Below are 22,944 nucleotides of genomic sequence, written 5' to 3'. Positions count from 1 at the left end.
CATTGGTCAAATCAGAGTATATCAATCGTTCTCAGAAATGATAGATGTAGGTGAATCAAGCGGGAGAGCTTGGATTCAGCGGCATACCCATTTCATATTGCTCAATGGAGTCTTTCGAGAGACCTATTTTTTGGATAAAGCCTTCAAGAGAGTCATTGTCAGACAGACAGATGTACACCTTCTCAATCTTTTGGATCTCTGCTGCTCTATGAAGGAGGGCGCATCCTAATCCTTGGTTGCGATGCTTAGGATCGACCCAAAGAAAGTTGATTTTACCCTTAGCACTCATGCTCACCATGCCGAGGCACGTTTGATTTACTTCGTAGATGCCGAGAAAAGCTTCCTGTGTACTAGTGGCGTAATAAGGTGTGTCACTTTGCCAATGGATGTGGCAGTCGATAAGGGTCTTTCGAAAAGCTGCGATGTCATCAAATGTAACTTCCTTAAGAATATACGAAGATGAGAGGGCAGCGGGTGGGGTGGAGGGCAGAGTGCCGTTGTAGTATTTCAGCGTATAGCGTGGCTGATAGCCTTGCTTTTCATATAATTTGACGGCCCGATGATTATCCTTGATGACTTCGAGCCATAGCTGCTGGCAACCCGCGGAGATGGCTGTTTGTTTATGTAATTCCAGCAACTTGTTGCTAATCCCCTGACCACGGTAAGCCGGGGCGATGCATAGCGTGCCGCAACGCATGGTCTTGTACCCGTCGAACTGCCGGACACCGCCAAGAATTAAGCCGATCGGTTGATCCTCATCCATGGCAAGGAAAGAGTGATTCCGTGTATTACCCTCTGGACCAAAAAAACGTGCTGCGAAATCGTCCTGATCCGTGGTCAGACGAATGGAATAATCCGAGAACCCAAGCGAAAATGCTTGGAAAATGTGTTCCATACTGACGTCATTGCATCTCACATAGGTGATCACCGTTATTCCCCCTAGAAATTCATACTATATTTGGATTATAGGGAATTAAGGGAGCTCCATCAATCTCCCGCTGAAAATAAAAAAACCCCTTAAAAAAGGGGATTGGTGCTGGGTGTTGTAGGGTTGCAATTCGTGTCGCTAAGATCAGGATTGGTAGAGAGGTCACGATAATGGTTGAGCTTATATTCAATAATTTTTTGGGTTTCCATCAGTCTGGAAATTTCTTGTTGAATCTTCTGATTATGTTTCTCAAGTAAGGAGTGTCTGATCGGAATGGTGCTGTTGCCTTGCATCGAAAGTTCTCGATAATGCTTCATTTCCTCTATAGTCATTCCAGTAGCTTTTAATCGGGTTAAAAAGATAATCCCCAGAATCTGATCTCTACTGTAGAACCTGTGTCCGTTAGCCTTTCGTTCTGCATAAGGCAGCAAGCCAATTCGCTCATAATAGCGTATAGTATCTTCTGTTAAACCTGTTAGTTCTGCAGCTTGACTAATAGAGGTTATGGTCTCCGGAATTTCCTGCAAAGTATCCCACTCCTTAATTGTAACGATTACCAAGGCACTTCTCCATTCGAGTCGAAAAACCCTCCTGACGGCCCGTCATTATTTAAAGTGGCTAAACGAACAACGACAGCAGCAGCTTGTTGTACCGAACCCGGTCCTGTAAAGCCATTTAAGTCAGTGGCGGTAAAGCCAGGGTCAGCCGAATTAATTTTGAGAGGTGAGTCTTTGAATTCTTTGGCAAGGGTGACGGTGAACATATTAACCGCTGCCTTGCTGCTATTGTAGGCAAGCAAATTAAATTGTGCATGCTCATGCTCAGGATCGCCATTATAGGTTAACGAACCAAGGCCACTCGACAAGTTAACGATTCTACCACAAGGAGATTCTTGCAATAAAGGTAGCAGGGCTTGCGTCACGGCGACCAAACCGAAAAAGTTCGTTTCATACGTTTCTCTTAAATCGTTCAAAGAGAACTGACTTGGAGGAGTGGCTCCTCCTAAAGATATGCCGGCATTGTTGATTAGTACATCAAGGGAACCGAATTCTTGTTTGATCTGTTGGACTGCGGAATCAATCGTACTTTGATTCGTCACGTCTAACAAAATCAATCGGGCTTCTACTCCCTCATTAGCCAACTTAGCCACCGCTTCCCGGCCGCTCTGCTCATTCCGTGAGCCAATCAGGATTGTAAGACCCATCCCCCCCAATTGTCTGGCTGTTTCATACCCGATGCCTTTGTTGGCCCCAGTAATAAGAGCTGTTTTCCCAATAGTCATGAGCGATTCCTCTTTTCATTATTCTTGAATTTGGCGGCCACCATGCTTTAAATGTACTACTTGGAGTATACTTAAAGTCAACACAAAACCAGCAAAAATATAGCTCGAAATGCCCTGGACATTCTTTATTTTGGAAGATGGGAGAATGGAATGAATAAAAGGCAAATGGAAATTTTACGCATGTTGTTAACTGAACCGGACCGGTTGTGGTTAGCGCAGGATCTGGCGGATCTGACCGACTGCTCTGAAAAGACGATCCGCAACGATCTGAAAGTAATTGAAGATTATATCGTCAAGCATTCTGATGCCAATCTGGTGAGAAGGCCGGGACGCGGCATTTATCTGGAGATGGGTGAAGCGGATCAGAATGAATTGTTCCATCGACTGTATGCGGACGAGAGTACAGCCCAACATGAGTCGGATGAGGAAAGGGTGCTGCATCTCGCCTATCGGCTCTTGATGAATGCCAAGCCTGTGACCATCCAGGATCTAGCTTCACAGTATTATGTGAACAAGACGGTGATTCGTAGAGATATGGAGAAGATCGATGGCTGGCTGCACAGCTTTGATCTGGCCTTGATTACCAAGCAGCGCGTTGGATTGACCATTCAAGGCTCTGAGAAAAATAAGCGCATCGCTTTGGCGCGGATGAACCAGCTGATTGACAGTCCTGAGTTAACAGGACAGATGATGCGCAAACAGTTTGAATCGCACGAGATTACAACCATAAATCATGAATTAAAAGCATTTCAAAAACGCCATGAGCTCAGCTTTACTGACGAAGCTTTCGAAGCTCTAATGCTGCATATTCTCTTAATGGTCAAACGAACCAAGATGGGACAACCCATTTCGCTCTCCAAGCAGGACATTGCCTTTTTGCAGGAGAGACGCGAATTTACATGGGCTACGTCTTTTTTGCAGCAGTTGCAAAAGTTGTTTGCTGTGCCTTTTTCCAAGGAAGAGACGGCGTATTTAACTCTGCACCTGCTTAGTGGGAAGTTCCGTTACCAGCAGGAGGGAAGAACAGGAAAACAAGGTGAGCTGGCAGATAGTCACCCGCTTTTGCCTGAGTTGATTGAGCAGTTAGTTCGGCGGATGTCCGAGCTGAATATGATTGCCTTTTCCAAGGACAAGATGTTACTGAAAGGGTTGAATGTCCATTTATATACGACCCTGAACCGTCTTCAATATGGGTTGACCGTGTCCAATCCTATGCTGGCCGAGATCAAGAAGATGTACCCCTACATGTTCGACCGAGTTATTATTACACTGGAAGAGGTGGGGAAATGGATCCGGCTATCCTTCCCCGAGGAGGAAGCGGCGTATTTAACGCTGCATTTTCAGGCTTCTGTGGAGCGATTGCACCAGAAAGAGAGTCATCCCCAGAGAGCCATCATCGTGTGTCACATGGGCATCGGTATGTCCCAACTGCTACGCACCAAGGTGGAACGTAAATTTCCGGCTGTACATGTGGAGACAACCCTTTCCAAAGCAGAAGTCCAGGACTATCTGGCAGCCCAGGAGGTGGATCTCGTCATTACCACTGTAGATCTCCCAGAGATGAACATTCCGCACATTCTCGTCTCTCCCTTGCTGGATGTCAAGGACGAACGTCGACTGGAGCAAGTGATCCGACGACTGGATGAGCCGGAACATAGGGCAGCAGAAGAATCGGTATTTTTTAAATATACAACACCTTTTTTGGTCTTTCCCCAGCAGGAAGTGCAGCATCCGGAACAATTGATCTCCAAGCTGGCGCAAATACTGGAGGACAAAGGATATGTGGAGCCTGGTTATGTGGACAGCGTACTGGCGCGAGAAAAAATGTCGGCCACGACGATTGGGGGAGGCATAGCCATCCCGCATGGCGGTTCTGAGTGGATAAGGCAGTCCTCCATTGTAATCGCTACCTTGAAGCAGCCGCTTACCTGGGGAACCGAGAAAGTAGAGCTTGTGTTCTTGCTTGCGGTCAAACAGGATGGGCGGGAAGAAATGCGCCAGTTATTTAAGGAATTGTCCCTGATCAGTGAGCAGCCTGCTTTGGTTCATGCCTTATCTAAGGAGACCGATGCGATGAGATTATTAGGGAGAATGAAGGGATAAACTAAAAAAGCTGTGCTCTGGAACAGGACTTATAGATAAGTCCTGTTTTTTGCCGGTATAATTCCGTTTTTCCGAAAGTTCCGGTAAAAAGTTCGTCCGATAACAGCAAGATAGGCGTTTATACTATCAATGTAAGCGGAAACAACAGAGAGAAGGGGAATGACTATGAAGATATTGGCGATTACCTCATGTCCTAACGGAATTGCACATACGTATATGGCAGCTGAGAATCTGCAAAAGGCAGCAGCAAAGCTGGGCGTCGAGATGAAGGTCGAGACACAAGGCTCCATTGGAGTCGAAAATCAACTGACCGAGCAGGAGATCCGTGAGGCAGATGGCATTATTATTGCAGCGGATAAAACGGTGGTTAAAGACCGCTTCGTCGGTAAGAAACTGCTGGTCGTTGGCGTACAGGATGGCATTCGCCGTTCAGAAGAATTGATCCAGCGGGTGATGAAGGGTAATGTACCTGTGTACCAAGCAGAGTCACGTTCTGCCGAAGGTAGCTCACAGGAGAACAAACCGAAACAAAATCCCATCTACCGCCACTTGATGAACGGTGTATCCTATATGGTACCCTTCATCGTCATTGGGGGATTGCTCATTGCCATTGCGTTGACGATTGGCGGTGAGAAGACACCAGGCGGTCTGGTTATACCGGACGGTTCATTCTGGAAGACGGTTCAGGATATCGGTTCGGCTTCGTTTACCTTTATGATACCGATCCTCGCCGGATTTATCGCGATGAGTATTGCAGATAGACCGGGGCTTGCACCGGGTATGATTGGCGGATTCATTGCTGCAAACGGCAGCTTTTATGGAAGTGAGGCGGGGGCTGGATTTATCGGCGGCATTATCGCCGGTTTCCTGGCGGGTTATGTTGCACTTGGGATTCGAAAAATCAAGGTTGGCCGAGCATTACAGCCGATCATGCCTATAATTATTATCCCTGTATTGGCATCTTTAATTGTTGGATTAATCTTTGTCTTTGTGATTGGTGCTCCAGTCGCACAATTGTTTGAAGCTTTGACAGGTTGGCTTGCAGGTATGCAAGGTACAAGTTCAATTCTACTGGCATTGATTCTAGGTGCGATGATCTCCTTTGATATGGGCGGCCCTGTGAACAAAGTTGCTTTCTTATTCGGTTCGGCCATGATCGGCGAAGGGAATTATGAAATTATGGGGCCAATCGCCGTTGCGATTTGTATTCCACCGATTGGGATGGGACTTGCAGCGATGATCAACAAACGTAAATTTGCACCTGCGGAACGCGAGGCTGGGAAGGCAACATTCACAATGGGGTTGTTCGGTATTACCGAAGGTGCAATTCCATTCGCGGCGCAAGATCCACTGCGTGTTATTCCTAGTATCATGGTAGGATCCATGGTCGGTTCAGTCATTGCGATGTTGGGGAATGTAGGTGACAAGGTAGCTCACGGTGGACCGATTGTAGCTGTACTTGGTGCAGTAGATCATGTGCTTATGTTCTTTATCGCCGTTATTGTCGGCGTAGCTGTATCGGTTGTCCTGGTAAGCTTGCTGAAAAAAGATATTGCAGCAACTGTAACTCCAGATGTTGCTGGGGAAGCTGGACAATCTGCGATTACTACAAGGGCCGCTACGGAGTCATCTGCTTCAACAACTGTTATAAATAATGGGCCGGCCGTGTCTTCGCAAACCATTCACATTGAGAAACTGACGGATATTGTAACAATGGATCTGATTAATTTGGATCTGGAAGGAACGACACGAGATGCTGTAGTTGATGAAATGATCAGAGCACTTGAGAGAACTGGAGCCGTAAGCTCTGCCAGTGATTTCAAACAGGCGATATTAGCCAGAGAGGAAGAAGGCTCCACAGGCATTGGAATGAATATTGCCATTCCTCATGGCAAATCGGAAGCTGTCCTGAAGCCAAGCGTGGTCTTCGGCATCAAGCAGGGCGGTGTTGACTGGAATAGTGCAGACGGAAGTGAAGCAAAACTGATTTTCATGATTGCCGTACCGCGCAACAGCAAGGAAAATGCGCATCTGAAAGTACTGCAGATGTTATCGCGTAAGCTGATGGATGATCATTTCAGAGAAGCGCTCCTGGCGGTTAAAACGAAGGAAGAAGCATATCAATTGCTGGATCAGGTGCATTAATTCCAAGCGATAAGAACTTGAATCAAAGAAAAGAGGCTCCCGAAGTTTTAGCCGGGAGTCTCTTTTCTTTGAAAAAGTCTTTGCGTGAATCAGCGGCGTTCACCGCGTGATATGAGCATGATGCCGAGAAACACAAAGCCTGCACCAGCTAGATGAGCAAATGAGAAGGAATCACGGAGGATGATATAGGACAGCAACAGTGTACTGACGGGAATACAACCCCGTGAGGATAGGCTGCTTTTTTCACAACAAGATATTGTGTTCCATGATCATCTAGGTTTGAGCCATGTAATCGCTACATAAAGTCAAAAAAATAACGGATTACATGAAAAAAGACGGGCGAGGTGTAGGTCAAGCTATCCACCCGACTTAAATAGCTTTTTTTCAAAGCATCGAACTTATCATCATCGCCGATTAATAAATCCCGCTTCAGCACGGAAACCGTTAAGCTACCGAAGAAACCGCTCAAGCTGATCAGCATGCCGAAAATAATTCCAAATTTCAGGTCAAACGGCGTCAGGTAGGGATAGATGAGATAGGAAGCCGCTATAGTTACGGGAAAAGCGAATGCAAAGCCTTCCCAAGTTATATTGGGATTGGATGTCGGGACGATTTTCCGCTTTCCGAAATAGAGTGATGCTAGATAGTGTACGACATCATTGAGCTGCGTCAGTACCACTAGAAAAAGTACAAGTTTTGCTCCGTATTGCGGCGTAGCAAACTGAAAATAGGCCAGATGACTCAACCCAAAAACCATCAGCATGAGCCCCCATTGGGTCGAACTGACACTGCGCAAAAAACCAACCGTTCCTTTGTTGATCAATCGCGGGAGCGGTAGCAGTAAGAATACATAGATAGGGATAAAGACAATAAACATTCCGTACCACCCGATATAAATCCAATAAAATTGTACGGGAATCGCCAATTATGCCCATAGAAACAATCTGCGATCAGCTTTTCTGGATCTAATCATGGAAAAGTATTCTTTTAGCGCAAAAAAGGTGAGTGCCATCAAGGAAAGCAGTGACACGATCGGATTGAAAAGAGTTGCCAAGCAAAAGATAAAGAACATACCCCACCATGTCTTGATGCGAAGCCCAATAGCTGCATAGTCTTTGTCTGGCTGTGTTTTGACTACTACTATGTAAATCAGATGGATGACCAATAAGGCTATAAAAATAAGGATTAACGTTAATAACGAACTATCCATTACCACTCACCAACTTATCGCGAAATAGGGTTCCATTAGGGTTCCTATGTTATTATGAAGGAATAATTCAAACTTGATAAGGGGAAATTTCGTAAATGGTAGCAGATCAATCCGTCTTTATCTTGCTTACGAATACGGGAACGTTTCTTACGAGAGTCATTAAAAGCTATACGAGAGCGCCATACAATCACGCCTCCATTTCCTTCAACCGGGAACTTTCGGAGTTATACAGCTTCGGGAGAAAGACCCCGAATAACCCTCTGGATGGTGGTTTCGTGAAAGAGGATATTAAGACAGGTACATACAGCAGATTTCCGAATACAACATGTGTTATCTATGAGCTTCAAGTAACCGACCGTGAAGTTGAAAAAATGAAGCGAGTTTTACATGTATTTATCCGAAGTCGTCAAAAATATATGTATAACTTACTGGGTTTGATTGGTATTGCACTCAAAGAACCAGTCGAGTTCAGCAATTCTTATTTTTGTTCGCAATTCGTTGCGGAAATTTTACAGCGATCCGGCATAAAAATATGGAACAAGTTGCCCGCTCTTGTTACGCCAGACGATTTTCGTCAAAGTGATCGATTCCATTTGATCTACGAGGGGAAATTGAGCGAGTATGATCCTCAAGCTTGAGGACCAGCACCGCATTACTTAAACCTCTTCCGGCACAATTACCTCAATATGACGCGGTAAAATACCAAGCTCGATAGGCAAAGACGGCCCTTCCTCACCATCTACATTCGTACTGATCGGTTCTGCAGAGCTGACACTTACATGCTTTGCGGTAAAGTAAACGATATCACTATGATCCTTCAGGTTGCCTAAAAATAAGGATATGCTGGCCGTCACGGTGTTCAATATATTGAGGTTTTTGAAAATAAAGCAGTGAAGCAGACCATCGTCAACAGCCGCATCGGGCGCCAGTTTCTCGAATCCGCCAACTGAATTGGTCAAAGTAGCCAAAAAGAGTGGGGATTTTCCTTCCCAGATATTGTCATCATAGCGGACGATAAGTGAGTGGGCAGGATGGCTGATAAGCTCTTTCATGCCTTCTTTGAAGTAGGCAAACGTGCCAAACATGGATTTATCGTCTGATGATACAGCTGATAGCGATTCAGCAAGCGAACCTGTGGCAACAACATTGGCAAACATTCGGCCGTTTAAGAGACCCATATCTACGTTTTTCACGCGGGCAGAAGTCAGTGTACGGATCGCTAGCTCGGGACTTAGCGGAATTTGCAAGGCACGGGCAAAATCATTGACTGTCCCCAGGGGGATGACACCCAGTCTTGGACGGTGGTCTTGATCAATGAAACCGTTGATTGTTTCGTGAAGTGTGCCATCCCCGCCGATGGAAACGACTAGGTCACAAGCTTCCTCACACGCATTGACGCAAAAACGAGTGGCGTCCAGTTCCTTTGCCGTCTCTTTAACCGTAACAACGTATCCTTGATCACGTAGAATTTCTTCTACGCTTCTGACATGTTGGAGGGATTCCTCTTTGCCGGAAGAGGGATTTACAATAATCATAGCTTTCTTCATATACATGTTCCTTTCTCTGGGGAAAGTCTGGTTACCAACTCTTACCCGAAAAGCAGACCTTTAGACTCTAGATTAGACATGTGTTATATTTTTAGTTACTATATAAAAGTGAATACAATTTGAATGGAGGATTTCATATGAAAATTGCATTAACAGGAGCAACGGGGCAACTGGGTTCCATCGTGGTAGATACGTTGCTTACATCTGTCTCCGCAAACGATCTTATTGTTAGCGTAAGAAATCCAGAAAAAGCAGAGAACTTACGGTCTCGTGGTGTTGACGTTCGTCATGGCGATTTTGATAAACCGGAGACGCTGGATCAGGCGTTTGCTGGAGTAGATCGACTGCTGATTATATCCGCAGACGGGGATAATGATACTAGAATCCGTCAGCATAAAGCGGCTGTTGATGCTGCTGTGCGTGCTGGAGTAGGCTTCATCGTTTATACTAGCGCTGCCAATGCCGCTGACAGCACTCTATTCCTTGCGCCCGTACATCGTATCACGGAGGAGTTCATTCGCGAGTCAGGTATTCCTTACTCCTTCTTGCGTAATAATTGGTATCTGGAGAATGAGGCAGGCACGATCCAATCCGTACTCGCGGGGGCTCCTTGGCTAACCTCGGCAGGGTCCGGTAAAGTAGGTTGGGCTACCCGCGCAGATTATGCGCAAGCAGCTGCAACCGTTTTGTCTGGCGAAGGGCATGAGAATACAATATACGAGCTCTCCGGTAAGCCGATTACCCAAGAAGAGTTTGCAGCGGTACTTGCTGAGGTTCTGGGCAAAGACGTTCCTGTACAGCAGGTGGATGATGCTACGTATGCCGAGGTTATGCTCGGTGCGGGAGTCCCGGAAGGTGCCATCCCTATTGTGGTCGGTATTCAACAAGCAATTCGTGAAGGAGCCTTGGATGTCGTAAGCAACGACTTCGAGAAGCTGTTGAAACGCCCCCTTACGCCGCTTAGTCAAGGAATTAGTGAACTGATCAAGCAAACCCAAGCATAATAAACGTGCCGTAAAAAAGGATGCTGCCTAGGAAGACAGCGTCCTTTTTAGTTACATGTTTACCTCTCGGCATTTTCAGTAGACAGAACGCTTACATATAAGGTACAACAATACTCAGATTAGTTTCATCAATGAGTGGAATCGTGACGGATTATCCAATATACTTGTAGGGAACTCCAAGGAAGACTTGGAGCAAGCTTGGTCTATCAAGGAAGCTTAGCATAGCAGTAGAATTTGAAAATGAATGGAGTACATAATACCATGTCTAATTTACCAAATTGTCCTGAATGTAATTCAGAATACACTTATGAGGATCGCAGTCTTTTCATTTGCCCGGAATGCGCTCATGAGTGGTCTACCGAGTCAGAAGCAAGCAGTGAAGACGTAAAGGTTGTTAAAGATGCGAATGGTAACATCCTGCAGGATGGTGACTCTGTAACTGTCATTAAAGACCTTAAAGTGAAGGGAAGCTCATCCGTCTTGAAAATCGGGACCAAAGTAAAAAACATCCGTCTGGTGGATGGCGATCACGATATTGACTGCAAAATTGATGGTTTTGGAGCAATGAAGCTAAAATCGGAGTTTGTAAAAAAGAATTAAAATGCAAGAAAGGAGAAGCCGAGGGCTTCTCCTTTTTTATTTACAATGGTGCTAACCATACGGTTCCCGTTCCCCTGTACACATTTACCAGCCCTTCGCCGGAAGCAGCCGAGCCCATTTTGGTTTTCCCGGATTTTTCGACGGTGAACTGTAAGGTATTGGACCACATGAGGGCAAAGTTACCATCCACCTTCAGCACATCATTTTGCAATTCTATAACGACCGCTTCCTCAGAAGGGATTGGAGCTTGAAGTGCCAGAACTCCTTTTCCGCGGGCGCTTAAATTAAATAACCCTTCTCCACCCAGTGCAGCAGAGGAAAGATTACTACGTGCAACGACGGAAATGTCCAGCGTCGTGTCACAAGCCAAAAACAAGCCGTCTTCGATGGCAATATCATCATTGTCGACATCAATAAGCCAAATATATTGGTAAGTAGGCTCCAGCATAATGGTACCCGTGCCTCTATAGTGTGGTTTAATGGCACCTGTTCCCGTTACAGCACCGGACACCAAGTTTCGCATTAAGCCTCCAACGCCTTTTACACCAGTAGTCATTTCCATGCTACCCACAGTATATTGCATGGCTCCCGCTTTCATCATAATCTCGCTATTGTTGATTTCGATCATGAGCTGTTTGCGGCGCATATTACTTTTGCTCATATAGTAATTGTTTTTCGCAGCCTCCACCGAGGTGGAACTCAAATCTGTTATGTATTCTAGTACCGTAAATCCACCTAATTGGTCAGTGATGGCAACATTGCTGTTATCCTTTAAATTGTTAATGACAAAAGCCATAAATGTATGTGCCTCCTTGTTGTATTCATGTTGTGGGGATGGGAATCTTCTTTATTCCATAAAATATTCGACAAAGAGACTTCTTTTCCTGCGGCGAATCTGGACACTTCCCTTGGCTGGTTTTCAGACTCAAAAAAGGAGAGCTTGAAAAAGATGTGAAAAAGGTTCAATATAAAGATATCGGTATTTAAAATGATTGGCTTCGAAAGCAGTCGTATGAGAATAGGGCATGAAAATAGGGGGTAGAACAAGTGGAGATAGGTATAAGCACGTTTGTAGAAACAACGCCGGATACCCAAACGGGTGAGGTTATCAGTCACGCACAACGTATACGTGAAGTGGTCGAGGAGATTGTGCTTGCAGATCAGGTAGGGCTGGATGTGTACGGCGTGGGGGAGCATCATCGTAAAGATTATGCGGCATCTGCTCCGGCTGTTATCCTCGCTGCTGCAGCAGCACAGACCCAACGAATTCGGTTAACCAGTGCAGTTACGGTGCTTTCATCGGATGATCCCGTGCGTGTGTTTCAGGATTTTGCTACACTGGACGGTATTTCGAATGGACGGGCTGAGATTATGGCAGGCCGGGGTTCTTTTATCGAATCGTTTCCGTTATTTGGGTACGATTTGGATAACTACGATGAGTTATTCGATGAAAAGCTGGAGCTGTTATTGAAAATACGAGATTCCGAGAAAGTCACCTGGAAAGGCGGACATCGGCCTGCAATTCACAATTTGGGCGTGTATCCACGTCCAGTTCAAAATCCGTTGCCTGTATGGATTGGGAGTGGGGGCAATCAGGAATCTGTGGTTCGTGCAGGCTTGCTCGGGTTGCCGCTGGTTCTGGCGATTATTGGGGGTAGTCCTGTACAGTTTGCCCCGTTGGTGGAACTGTATAAAAAAGCCGCTAGGCATGCCGGTCATGATGCATCGCTGCTTCCGGTTGCATCACACTCGCATGGTTTTATCGCAGAGACTACTGAGCTGGCAGCGGATAAGTTCTTCCCTTCCACTCAGCAGAGCATGAATGTGCTTGGGCGTGAACGTGGTTGGGGCCCTTACACTCGTTCCAGCTTCGATGCCGCACGCAGCTTTGAAGGAGCGTTGTATGTGGGCGATCCCGATACGGTTGCCAAGAAAATCATTCATCTGCGTAAACAGGTAGGCATTACACGTTTTCTGCTGCACGTGCCCGTCGGTACGATGCCGCATGATGATGTCATGAGAGCTATTGAGCTATTGGGAACAGAGGTAGCACCACGGGTTCGTAAAGAGATATCCAAGTGGGAATCCGAGAGTAAATAAGCGGTTACCTCATAGATAAAAGAGAAAGGAGCAGGCCATGGGGGTGAGGTCGCTCCTTTTTTGGGTTCTAAAAAACTATATGCGAGCTGATCAGATCATTTTTTATTTGGTCCGTTTTTTATGCGCAATACGTTTTTGCAATAAAGTTTTGCCTTGTTTTAGTCTCTTAGGTGTTGCAGGAACTCTGCGCAAAATAGGTTTCTCTTGGGTTGCTTTGGAAGGCAATGTCATGCGGAGTGTGGATGATGCAGGTTTTCTTTGACTGCTGCTCGTTACAAAGTTGATGGTGTAGTCCAAGACGAACGGACTAACTGCGATTCTCCGCAGTCCCACGCTTCTACAAGTGGTACAGCCTGTATCCCAGCACCAATTGAAGGCATTTTCAGGAACTTGAGTGAAATATGAACCCCGCCATTCGCGTCCAAAATCATCTTCAGCGTAGTAAAAGAACGTATTACCTCCTGCGAAGCCGCTCCAAACCTGAATAGTCTGTCCGGGGTTAACACGGTACCAGCCTGCTTTAGAGTAGTTAACAGGAGTACAGCTGAAGTCCGGGTAGGCAAAGACTACAAAGATAGCTGCACTAGTACTGTTGCGAAAATTGAGCCCCATTGTCGTCACTTCTTTCCTCATATAGTAATTTACAGTGTATCCTATGAGAGTTTTGAAAGAAGGGAACGGACATGAGTCTCTTAATCGCTCAAATTGAACCATTTGCTGATGTCTATTTTGTGATGTTCATTCATAGATCGCCATTCGTTTGATTCTGATTGATAGGTATAATCTTTTTGCCAGATCATGATGTTTTCCACGATTGCCCGTATGGAAGAGGCGATATAGGAGACTTCCTGATTCGTCATCATGGGATGGAGCGACAGACGCACCCAGCCCGGTTTTCGAGATAAGTCTCCCGCATGGATCAGGTCTGTCATTTGTTTAGATGTTTGTGGGTCGATGCCCAGCAAATAATGTCCGTAGGGGCCTGCACAAGAGCAGCCGCCCCGGACCTGAATGCCAAACCGATCATTCAATAGTTTCACAATCAGGTTATAGTGAATATGGCCGACAACGAAAGAAACGATTCCCATTCGTTCTTGGCTACTTCCTCCTAAAATGTGTAGGTCTGGTATGGTACTCAAGCTCTTTAGTAATAGAGATGTCAGTTCCTTTTTGCGCTCCAACAGGCGCTTCTGTCCCATTTGTTCCTTCAGCCGAATGCAGAGCGCCGTTCGAACGGCCTGTAGAAAAGCAGGCGTCCCTCCATCCTCACGGGCTTCAGTATTCTCTTTATACTCGTATCCACCCCAAGGATTGGTCCAGCTAACTGTGCCCCCTCCGGGCTGATCCGGAGCACAATTGAGGCACAGCCTCGAATCCACAATTAAAACGCCACTTGTACCGGGCCCCCCAAGAAATTTGTGAGGAGAAAATACAATCCCGTCCAGCTTCTCAAGCGGATCTGTACGGTGCATGTTGATCTCGGCATAAGGTGCGCTTGCCGAAAAATCAACGAAACAAACGCCACCATGTTCGTGCATTTTGCGGGCTAGCTGGTAAATCGGCACTTCGAACCCTGTAACATTGGAGCAAGCGGTAAAGGCGCCGATTTTGATAGGGCGATGCTGGAATTGAAGCAGCAGTCGTTCGAGATGAGTTGGATCGACAATTCCGCCGGGACCCGGAGGAAGACACACAACGTCTCCAATGGTTTCTGCCCAGGAAATATGATTGGAGTGGTGCTCCATGTGTGTAACGAAAATAACGGGACGTTCTTTTTCGGCGATGGGGTAGAGGGGCTTTAATTTTTCATGTATTTTCAATCCTAGCAGTCGCTGAAGCTTATTCACTGCACCTGTCATACCGGACCCGGCAAACAGGATGATATCATGTTCATTGGCATGAACGTGGCTTTTAATGATTTGTTTCGCTTCTTCATAGGCTTGGGTCATCAGAGTTCCTGTCAAATTAGACTCCGTATGCGTGTTCGCCACAAAAGGGCCTAATTCATTAGCTATTTTCGACTCGATGGGTCCATACAGACGGCCGCTGGCTGCCCAATCCGCATAAATCAGCTTTTTTTGCCCATATGGAGATTCAAAGGTCTGGTGATATCCGATTGTACTTTCACGATACCTTTGGAAATAAGCCTCGTTAGAAGGCTGATACCTACAATTACTGCTTCCAATTCGAGCCATGAGCATACGGCGCCTCCCAAGTCGTTCTGTCTTCTTAGGGTACGTAGGTAGGCCCGAATAGGTTAAAAAAAATAGGCGAGTGTCATCATTTAGTCACAATAAAAGCCTCATCCAACAGCCGGATAAGGCGCAAGTCTATCTTATATAAACAACTGCATATCGGATTCGAGCGCATCTTTTAAATACGTTTTGGCCTCGATAATTTCCAGTTCAGGTATAAATTCTTCCGGTTTAAAGCCCATAATATCGACCGATAGCTTACAGGCATAAAATTTCACATTTTTCTTCCGTGCTCCTTTCAAGAAATGAATGAGCTTCGGGGCTTCGTTATCTTCGATCATTTCCGTCAGCATCAGCTTGCCAAGGCCGCTAAAATTCATTTTGGATAATGGCAACTCTTCGGGTCCTTTTGGAGTCATCCAGCCCATGATTTTTTCATAAATCGTCTTGTCCTCAAACGTCATCTTGTCAGGATCACGAACCAGAAATAGTCCCCAGAACGCAAAAAACATCGTCACGTCCACGTCCAATTCCCGCGCTGTATTTGCCAGAATCAGTCCAGCCATTGCCTTATCATAATCGCCGCTGAACATAAGCAGATTCATCCTTTTATCCACAATTCCCGCCTCCATTACCAACAGATATATTCAGTATGGATTTGGGAATGAGAAGTATGCCCAGTTCACATATCGCTCACAATTTATGGAGTGGGTGTTGGCAAGAATTTTTAGCGTTGTTTTTCATGTGGAGATAAAGGGCCGGATGCTTTCTTTCAGTGAAGTGAGCGGACCACTGATCAACTGTTCCAATTCATCCGACGTGGAGCGCGTATCTATTTTGCCCAAAAACCCAAATATCCAATTTTTGATTTGGGGATCATGACGGAGGGAGATGGATCTGCCTGTAAGCTCGGTCAAAGCTGCTGTCAAATCTGAAAAGGTCCAGGGACTGGAGGAGACAAATTCATATTTCTTGTTCTTATGGCGGTCTGGATCGGATAGCACTGCTGCGATCCCTCTGGCAAGATCCCAACGCGTGACGGTGTTAAATTTCCACTCTCCAGGGTAAATATCGAGTGCGCCCTTCGCTATGGCGGCGTTCAGGTCAAGAGTTTTGACAAAATCAGTATATAATGCATTCCGTAGAAAAGTGTAAGGAATTCCGGTGGTACAAATGGCGTGTTCTGTAGCCAAATGCAGATTGGAGAGGGGGATAGAGCTGGCTTCAGAAAAGGCAAAGCTGGTGTATAAAATGTGTTCTACTTTACATTTTTTAGCTACTTCTATGATATGAGTATGTTGACGAATACGAATCGTATCGTCGGGATGTGAACTTGAAATCAACAACAGTTGGGAAGCACCCGCGAATGCTTGCTCAAGCGAATCGGGTTGATCGTAGTCACCTAATCGTACTGTAATTCCCTGTGCCTCATAGTGTTTTCCGGTTTCAAGGTGGCGAACACAAGCGGTAATTTCATGAGGTGAGACTTTTTGAAGGAGCTGTTGTATGATTAGGCTCCCCAATTGACCATTGGCTCCAGTAATAACGATCGACATGGAATATCATCCTTTTTATACAAATGGGATTTTAGTTTAGGACTTAACCAATTGAGTAGAAAAGACGTTACGTCCTCTTTAATTTGTTGAGTAGGGAAAGGAGCTGCTTCAATTCCTGCTCATTCAACACTTGCATTTTTTCCGCAATCCTCTGTCGGTTTTCGGGTAAATTACGCAACAGGAGGCTTTGCCCTTCACTTGTTATAGAAATTACCGATTTTCTGCCGTCCATGGGATGGCCTTCCCGGCGAATGAACCCTTCGTTTTCGAGCGGGGTGAGCAGCAGGCTAATATTTGATTTGGTGACTCCGATCCTTTGGGCGAGCACAGATGGGAGAATTGTGCCTCCTTCCTTCATGATTTCAACTAGAATTCGAATTCTGGCTCCATTGGTTCCCTTCGAATGCCAGTATTTTTCTGAGACATCAACTAATCCGGCTGTCGTTTCCACCAGTGAAAAGAAAACCAGAGAATGCAGCGGCAAATCAAGTACATAATCCTGTAGGTCTTTCAAACGATCACCACCATAAATGTAGTTAAGGACTTAACTAATATGAATTTACTAAAGTTCGGCAGTACTTGTCAAATTAATTTTTTCAGCGCTGATAGGAGGATTCCCAAGGCCGTTACCGCTATGGTATCTGTTTGGCCCCACCGTTACCAATGTCATATCTACAAACCGCTCCTATTCTGTATAATCTCAAGGGAATTCAAGACATAAGCCTGAGATCGGGAGGATCATGAGAAAGTGAGTATAGACAACAAATATAAAGCACTTGAGCTGGAAAAGCCGGGCATCTACGAGCTGGAGGGACTGGAAGTCGGGGTCACCTCTAATTGCAACTTCAAGTGTGATTACTGCTGCGCGTATCAGCGGAACGATGGGCAATGCATTAGCAGCAAAGAGGTCATTGATATTATTGATGACATTCCAACGTTAAAACGTGTGCGACTGTCCGGGGGAGAAGTGACCTTGAAGTATGAGGATTGTCTGGACATTGTGGCTCACTGCTCAAGCAAGGGCATCGCTACCCAGCTCAATACCAATGCCAGCTTGCTCAGCCCTGAACGAATTGAGAAACTACGTGATGCAGGACTTTCCAACATTCATATCTCTTTCAACTTCACGGATGCCGATAAATATGCAACCTATTATCATGTTCATCCTCGCATGTATGAGAAAATCGTCCAAAATATCCGGTTATGTACCGAAGCCAAGCTGGAAACGGTGCTGGAGACGTTGCTGTTTGCGGAGACGCAGAACAACATGCCAGCGATTAGCGAAAAGGTATATGAACTCGGTGTGCGCATCCATGAAATCCAAAACAGCATTGTGATGGATCATACGAACTGGAATGCTATTTCCACCAAGGAAGCGCTCGTCCGTTCCGTTCATGACCTGATTGCACATAAGAAAGATGATACTGTGTTGTATTTCACCTGTATGGACCGTTTTGCAGAAGCGCTGGGCTTCAAGGAACAGCCTGGTGTTTATTTTTCCAACTGTGTTGATGGTAAAAAACAGCTCCATCTTCACGGGAACGGGGACATCCTGATCTGTGAGCTATGCCATCCTGTGGTCATCGGCAATATTTATAATGGAACATCCCTAAAGGATATTTACAAAAATAAACCGAAGCAGCTTCAGGAGTTTCTCGACAAACTGCCTTGTCCCGCATATGATGCGCTTTTTCCTGTAGGAAGCAAGTAAATATGATTTGAGATTGTGAGGCTATAAGCATCTACCACCCTAACAGTCAGGGTGGTAGATATCCTTCATATAACTCCATGAGTCCTTTATCAATGATTTTAATGAAAGGGTTTACATGTTAAAATATAAAAATATGATCTTCTTATGAAAGAAGGAGTAGATATGAAATATAGAAATGTAGGCAACAGTGGTCTTAAAATTAGTGAAATCGGTCTGGGTAGCTGGTTAACGTACGGTACAGCTGCCGAGCAGGAAGCAGCTCATACCTGTATTGCCAAAGCCTTTGAACTCGGGATTAATTTCTTTGATACCGCGAACGCGTATAACCGGGGAGAAGGCGAGAAGGCTATGGGAGCTGCCTTGAAGCCTTATCGAAGAGAGAGCTATGTGTTATCTACCAAGGTTTACTTCCCTATGGATTCTGGTCCCAATGACAGGGGACTGTCACGCAAGCACATTATGGAGCAATGTGAAGCGAGTCTGAAGCGTCTTGGCACGGATTATATCGACATGTACTTCTGTCATCGTTATGATTCGGGTACTCCTTTGGAAGAGACGCTGCGAGCGCTTGATGACCTTCAGGCTCAGGGTAAGATTCTGTACGCTGCTGTCAGTGAATGGAGTGCTGCCCAGCTCACGGATGCCTATGGGATTGGAAAAAGGCTGAATTTGCGGCCACTGATTGCCAATCAGCCAATCTATAATATGTTCGAACGTTATATCGAACATGAGGTACTTCCCGTATCCGGGCAGGTAGGTATCGGCCAAATTGTATTTTCGCCTCTGGCCCAAGGTATCCTCACGGGTAAATACAAGCCTGGACAACCTTTACCGACGGGCAGCCGCGGGGCTGATGCCTCTGTCAATAATGTCATCAGCAGTTACATGAACGATACCGTTCTAAACTGTGTCCAGGAGCTGGATAAGCTGGCGAAGGATTTGGGTATTACCCTGTCACAGCTCGCGCTTGCCTGGATTCTGAGAGAACCGGGTATCAGCGCTGCACTCATTGGGGCCACTAAACCGGCACAAATCGAAGAAAATGTAAAAGCAGTCGAAGTGACGCTGCAACCGGAGACATGCGCGGAAATTGAGCGGATTCTCAAGCAAGCAGAGGGGTTTGAACCTTTGCGTTAAGCATTCTAGCCTCTGTAGAGGGGAACCATTAATAAAAAAGTCTCGCTCTTCCTGTCCTTAACAGAGAAGAGCGAGACTTTTTAACTTGCTTCAAGCAGGGCATAAATACCTGAAACCACACTAAATACAATCCCGCTTACTAAAACAAGGATTTGCTTCTTACTGAGATCCAGCGGATCAAAAAAGATAGGCAACAGCCATTTTAGGCTGATGACAGCCCATAAGCCCTCCAGTAACCCTAGCAGCAACACCTTTTGTCCCCAGTGAAACTTCATTTGCGGTGTTAGCGGATCTTCAAGAAACAGGTCACCTGAAGTATGGAGATTCCAAGAAACAATAACTACGAATATAAGGAGAGTTAATAGGGTTGACATAATATAGGTGATATCTTTTTTAGCCTTTTTCGTGAGTTTCGGCGATCTTTTAAACTCAGGCAAGCCAATCAGGAAAAAGACGATTCCTACGATAATAGCCACGCCTACAGAGGAACCGAGTATGATATTGGCTACGATGCCGATGCCATTGATGATTAATAATAAAATAAGCTCTCCCCCTTTGGGGTTACGATGATAGTTATTTTATTGTACACATAGGAACGAAAATGCTCAAATATTTGGAAAAGCCCCAGCGCTTTTGCCTGGGGCTTTTTTTTGCTTTTTGCCGATTACAATGCTGATTTAATGACCTTTTTATAATACAGGATGGATAGTATCCCGAAAATGGAATATAAGGCGGTGTACAGTACCATAACGATGATCATAGGCATCCAAATTTCAGTTCCAAACAAGAACCAGCCGGATTGAACGGCAAAATAGCTGTGTGAAAGGCCAATTACTAGTGGAATGCCGAAGTTAAAGAGTTGTTTTATTTTAATGCCTCTAAGCAGGTCATTTTGGGTGAACCCTAACTTTCTTAACACGGTGTAATTGGCTTTTTCGTCTTCGCTCTCATCCATTTGCTTAAAATAAAGGATGCAGCCTGATGTAATGAGAAAGGTCAGTCCTAAAAAGCCAACTACAAACATGATCACTCCCATGTTCCGCTTCTGATTGCTGCTCATTTCAAGGCGTGATGTTTGTTGATCATTAAAATTCGCAGCTGTAAAGAGACGATCGGCTTCTTTGATCTGTTCTGCATTTATCATATCAATTCCAATATATAAGGATGACTTCTTTTGAATCTCAGGATTTGCATCTTTCTTTAGCCGCTCAAAGATAGTTTCGTCTACAATGACAGTGGGTAATCCACCGGCTGTAAAATAGTAGGGAATCACGTACTCCTTTTTTAGACCCACATATTGTTGGTGTATGACTTCCTTATTTCCCTTCAAATCCAATGGACCTGAGTTTTTCAAGGACATGAATTTCTGTAACAAATCATTATAGCCTGTTAAAATCGTTTGGCCTGGAGATACATCCGTACCCTTCACAGATTGATCGCTTATGACAGGCAACGTCATGGAATTCGCACCGATATTTAATCCTTCCAGAGGAGTGTCCATAATTTGCGCTGTGTTCACACTGACTTGAATAACTTCAATTTTCTTTTCACGATACTTTATGTCATGCTCCTGAAGTAACGTTTTGAATTTCTCAGCCTCCGGTACATTCGTCATTGCAAAATGGGAAGGCACATTGTCCTCAGCTGCTTGATCCGCAGAATAATAGGCGATATAGCTTAAGGAGAGTAAACCGATGGCAAGTGCCGATACCGTCGTAATAATGGTCAACAACAAAGCATTGGATTTCATACGGAACATAATGGATGAGAGAGATAGCACCTCATTAATGTTCAAATAGCCGCCTTTACTTTTTCTGATGATATTGGAAATAAAGCGGATAGATCCTTTATAAAAAAGGAGTGTTCCGATGATGACAGTGCCCAAAATAAACACCATAGCCATAAATAACTCATTCATGGATGTAAAGTCTCCACCAAATAATTTGGAAGAAACATAGTATCCTAAAGCGATGAATGAAACTCCAATGATCCCGATGATCATCTCATAGATAGATATTTTTTTGATTTTCCCTTCGGTGGTTGAGGTTACTCTGAACAAAGACAAAATACTCTGTCTTTTGATAAAGGAATAATTCATGAGCATGATCAACAGGTAGATGATACCAAAAACGATGAGTGTTTGAATAAGTGCTTGGTTAGAGAAATATAGAGTGGCAATGGCTTCGACGCCCGTCGTCTTAAATAAAATCATGATCACTAATTTGGAAAAGGAAAATCCAACCCCAATTCCGATGAATAGTGAACTGAAGTATAGAATTAAGTTTTCAGCACTCAGGATGCGAAAAATTTTATTTTTAGTCATTCCGATCAATTGAAATAGGCCAATTTCTTTGCTGCGTCTTTTTATAAAGATATTATTAGCATACAAAAGGAAGATGCAGACAATGGCGACCAGTAAAACGGAAGCTGCACGTATGGAAGCTGCACCTTTAACAGAACCCTTCACTTCGTCCATGGAGGGATCGTATTGTAATGTGACGAAAGCGAAATAGAGCGCAACACTGAAAATGAGAGCAAAAACATAAAGGTAATAATTTTTTAGGTTTTTTTTCAAATTCTTTAGAATGAGCAGATTAATGTTCATATTGGACCCCGCCTAAGACCCCTTGGGTTTTCATGATATCCTGGAAAAAGCTTTGTCTTTCCTGCTCGCCTTTGTGAAGCTGCGTATACATTTGCCCATCTTTAATAAAAATGACCCGACTGCAATGGCTGGCAGCGACAGGATCATGCGTGACCATAATAATGGTTGCCTTGCGTTTTTGGTTTAATTGGCCCAGCTTATTTAATAAATCGGAAGCCGATTTGGAATCTAGCGCACCCGTTGGTTCATCGGCAAAAATAATACTGGGCTCATGAATAAACGCTCTGGCCGCAGATGTACGCTGCTTCTGTCCACCCGAGATTTCATTGGGGTATTTGTCCTTGAGCTCATAAATTCCCAGTTCTGTAGCTACTTCCTGAAATTTTTGGTTGGCTTCTTTTTTAGGCGTTTTGGTGATGGATAAGGGTAAGAGAATATTCTCCTTCACGGTTAGCGTATCCAGCAGATTATACTCTTGAAAAATAAAGCCTAAATGCTTTTTGCGAAATTCAGCCAGTTGCTTTTCTTTCATTTTCGTCATTTCGATATCATTGATTTTAATGGAGCCTTGGCTCACTTTATCAATGGAGGAAAGAACATTCAGCAGTGTGGTTTTACCTGAGCCGGAGGCTCCCATAATACTGACAAATTCTCCTTCTTCAATGACGATATCTATTCCCTTCAAAACCTCCTGCATATTTAACTTATTACCGTAGCTTTTATGAATTTTATGGGCTTCTAAAATACTCACTTCGATGCACTCCTTATTGTTCTTGTAGCCTTATTATAAAAATAGAGCCGATGTTTTTCCTTTGATTGGG

The 22,944-nt window shown here is 44.8% G+C and carries 22 protein-coding genes and 1 pseudogene; 8 read left to right on the top strand and 15 right to left on the bottom strand.

The window, feature by feature from the left end; all coding sequences use genetic code 11:
• Window positions 1–55: 55 nt before the first annotated feature.
• From MKX30_RS19345 to MKX30_RS19335, 3 genes are all read right to left on the bottom strand, one after another.
• Window positions 56–928: a GNAT family N-acetyltransferase gene (locus MKX30_RS19345; RefSeq protein WP_279833151.1), complete on the bottom strand. Its 873-nt coding sequence runs from the start codon at window positions 926–928 to the stop codon at window positions 56–58.
• Window positions 929–1,017: 89 nt separating this feature from the next.
• A complete protein-coding gene (locus MKX30_RS19340; protein ID WP_023991051.1) occupies window positions 1,018–1,488 on the bottom strand; it encodes a MerR family transcriptional regulator in 471 nt (156 codons plus the stop codon).
• The gene (locus MKX30_RS19335; RefSeq protein WP_341063280.1) at window positions 1,482–2,210 is read right to left on the bottom strand and encodes an SDR family oxidoreductase; all 729 of its coding nucleotides are present in this window, start codon (window positions 2,208–2,210) and stop codon (window positions 1,482–1,484) included. The genes MKX30_RS19340 and MKX30_RS19335 overlap by 7 nt, the downstream gene beginning before the upstream one ends.
• 150 nt (window positions 2,211–2,360) lie before the next feature.
• Here MKX30_RS19335 and MKX30_RS19330 point away from each other — a divergent pair, with 150 nt between their 5' ends.
• Both MKX30_RS19330 and MKX30_RS19325 read left to right on the top strand, forming a co-directional pair.
• Window positions 2,361–4,313, top strand: a complete 1,953-nt coding sequence (locus MKX30_RS19330; RefSeq protein ID WP_028540925.1) for a BglG family transcription antiterminator — start codon at window positions 2,361–2,363, stop codon at window positions 4,311–4,313.
• A gap of 165 nt (window positions 4,314–4,478) precedes the next feature.
• Window positions 4,479–6,458 carry a PTS fructose transporter subunit IIABC gene (locus tag MKX30_RS19325; protein ID WP_341063278.1) on the top strand — a complete coding sequence of 660 codons (1,980 nt, stop codon included), beginning with the start codon at window positions 4,479–4,481 and terminating at the stop codon, window positions 6,456–6,458.
• A gap of 89 nt (window positions 6,459–6,547) precedes the next feature.
• Here MKX30_RS19325 and MKX30_RS19320 read toward each other — a convergent pair whose 3' ends face one another.
• Both MKX30_RS19320 and MKX30_RS19315 read right to left on the bottom strand, forming a co-directional pair.
• Window positions 6,548–6,673: an EamA family transporter gene (locus MKX30_RS19320; protein ID WP_256715585.1), complete on the bottom strand. Its 126-nt coding sequence runs from the start codon at window positions 6,671–6,673 to the stop codon at window positions 6,548–6,550.
• A gap of 80 nt (window positions 6,674–6,753) precedes the next feature.
• Window positions 6,754–7,668: pseudogene (locus tag MKX30_RS19315) on the bottom strand (phosphatidate cytidylyltransferase).
• A gap of 95 nt (window positions 7,669–7,763) precedes the next feature.
• Here MKX30_RS19315 and MKX30_RS19310 point away from each other — a divergent pair.
• Window positions 7,764–8,306 (top strand): hypothetical protein, encoded by a 543-nt coding sequence (locus MKX30_RS19310; protein WP_023991046.1) that lies wholly within the window; start codon window positions 7,764–7,766, stop codon window positions 8,304–8,306.
• An 18-nt stretch (window positions 8,307–8,324) separates the two neighbouring features.
• On the opposite strand, the gene MKX30_RS19305 is transcribed toward MKX30_RS19310, so the two are convergent.
• Window positions 8,325–9,215, bottom strand: a complete 891-nt coding sequence (locus MKX30_RS19305; RefSeq protein ID WP_341063276.1) for a diacylglycerol/lipid kinase family protein — start codon at window positions 9,213–9,215, stop codon at window positions 8,325–8,327.
• A 137-nt stretch (window positions 9,216–9,352) separates the two neighbouring features.
• On the opposite strand from MKX30_RS19305, the gene MKX30_RS19300 reads away from it, so the two are divergent.
• Entirely contained in the window at window positions 9,353–10,219 is an 867-nt protein-coding gene (locus MKX30_RS19300) for an SDR family oxidoreductase (RefSeq protein ID WP_023991044.1), read from the top strand.
• A gap of 261 nt (window positions 10,220–10,480) precedes the next feature.
• Window positions 10,481–10,819: a zinc ribbon domain-containing protein YjdM gene (locus MKX30_RS19295; RefSeq protein WP_013312677.1), complete on the top strand. Its 339-nt coding sequence runs from the start codon at window positions 10,481–10,483 to the stop codon at window positions 10,817–10,819.
• 40 nt (window positions 10,820–10,859) lie between these two features.
• Here MKX30_RS19295 and MKX30_RS19290 read toward each other — a convergent pair whose 3' ends face one another.
• Window positions 10,860–11,615, bottom strand: a complete 756-nt coding sequence (locus MKX30_RS19290) for an AIM24 family protein (RefSeq protein ID WP_023991043.1) — start codon at window positions 11,613–11,615, stop codon at window positions 10,860–10,862.
• A gap of 251 nt (window positions 11,616–11,866) precedes the next feature.
• Here MKX30_RS19290 and MKX30_RS19285 point away from each other — a divergent pair, with 251 nt between their 5' ends.
• Window positions 11,867–12,919, top strand: coding sequence for an LLM class flavin-dependent oxidoreductase (locus tag MKX30_RS19285; RefSeq protein ID WP_341063274.1), 1,053 nt, complete (start codon window positions 11,867–11,869; stop codon window positions 12,917–12,919).
• A 102-nt stretch (window positions 12,920–13,021) separates the two neighbouring features.
• On the opposite strand, the gene MKX30_RS19280 is transcribed toward MKX30_RS19285, so the two are convergent.
• The 5 genes from MKX30_RS19280 to MKX30_RS19260 form a co-directional block, all read right to left on the bottom strand.
• Complete coding sequence (locus MKX30_RS19280) at window positions 13,022–13,531, bottom strand: DUF1036 domain-containing protein (RefSeq protein ID WP_028540920.1); 510 nt, start codon at window positions 13,529–13,531, stop codon at window positions 13,022–13,024.
• Between the two features lie 80 nt (window positions 13,532–13,611).
• Complete coding sequence (locus MKX30_RS19275; protein ID WP_341063273.1) at window positions 13,612–15,120, bottom strand: aminotransferase class V-fold PLP-dependent enzyme; 1,509 nt, start codon at window positions 15,118–15,120, stop codon at window positions 13,612–13,614.
• A gap of 134 nt (window positions 15,121–15,254) precedes the next feature.
• Complete coding sequence (locus tag MKX30_RS19270; protein ID WP_023991039.1) at window positions 15,255–15,731, bottom strand: DsrE/DsrF/DrsH-like family protein; 477 nt, start codon at window positions 15,729–15,731, stop codon at window positions 15,255–15,257.
• A gap of 123 nt (window positions 15,732–15,854) precedes the next feature.
• Window positions 15,855–16,670 (bottom strand): NAD(P)H-binding protein, encoded by an 816-nt coding sequence (locus MKX30_RS19265; protein ID WP_053326453.1) that lies wholly within the window; start codon window positions 16,668–16,670, stop codon window positions 15,855–15,857.
• 67 nt (window positions 16,671–16,737) lie between these two features.
• Window positions 16,738–17,184, bottom strand: a complete 447-nt coding sequence (locus tag MKX30_RS19260) for a MarR family winged helix-turn-helix transcriptional regulator (protein WP_053326452.1) — start codon at window positions 17,182–17,184, stop codon at window positions 16,738–16,740.
• Window positions 17,185–17,418: 234 nt separating this feature from the next.
• On the opposite strand from MKX30_RS19260, the gene MKX30_RS19255 reads away from it, so the two are divergent.
• Both MKX30_RS19255 and MKX30_RS19250 read left to right on the top strand, forming a co-directional pair.
• Window positions 17,419–18,381, top strand: a complete 963-nt coding sequence (locus MKX30_RS19255) for a radical SAM protein (RefSeq protein ID WP_028540917.1) — start codon at window positions 17,419–17,421, stop codon at window positions 18,379–18,381.
• A 162-nt stretch (window positions 18,382–18,543) separates the two neighbouring features.
• Window positions 18,544–19,518: an aldo/keto reductase family protein gene (locus MKX30_RS19250; protein WP_028540916.1), complete on the top strand. Its 975-nt coding sequence runs from the start codon at window positions 18,544–18,546 to the stop codon at window positions 19,516–19,518.
• Window positions 19,519–19,598: 80 nt separating this feature from the next.
• On the opposite strand, the gene MKX30_RS19245 is transcribed toward MKX30_RS19250, so the two are convergent.
• The 3 genes from MKX30_RS19245 to MKX30_RS19235 all read right to left on the bottom strand — a co-directional run bounded on the left by MKX30_RS19245 (window position 19,599) and on the right by MKX30_RS19235 (window position 22,874).
• On the bottom strand, window positions 19,599–19,994 hold the full coding sequence (locus MKX30_RS19245) for a hypothetical protein (protein WP_053326450.1): 396 nt from the start codon (window positions 19,992–19,994) through the stop codon (window positions 19,599–19,601).
• A 188-nt stretch (window positions 19,995–20,182) separates the two neighbouring features.
• The gene (locus MKX30_RS19240) at window positions 20,183–22,123 is read right to left on the bottom strand and encodes an ABC transporter permease (RefSeq protein WP_341063270.1); all 1,941 of its coding nucleotides are present in this window, start codon (window positions 22,121–22,123) and stop codon (window positions 20,183–20,185) included.
• On the bottom strand, window positions 22,113–22,874 hold the full coding sequence (locus tag MKX30_RS19235; protein ID WP_028540913.1) for an ABC transporter ATP-binding protein: 762 nt from the start codon (window positions 22,872–22,874) through the stop codon (window positions 22,113–22,115). Before MKX30_RS19235 ends, MKX30_RS19240 begins: the two co-directional genes overlap by 11 nt.
• Window positions 22,875–22,944 lie beyond the last annotated feature (70 nt).

The sequence above is a fragment of the Paenibacillus sp. FSL P2-0173 genome, from assembly GCF_038008045.1.
GTDB lineage: Bacteria > Bacillota > Bacilli > Paenibacillales > Paenibacillaceae > Paenibacillus > Paenibacillus polymyxa_B.
This window is presented reverse-complemented; position numbering and strand designations above follow the sequence as displayed.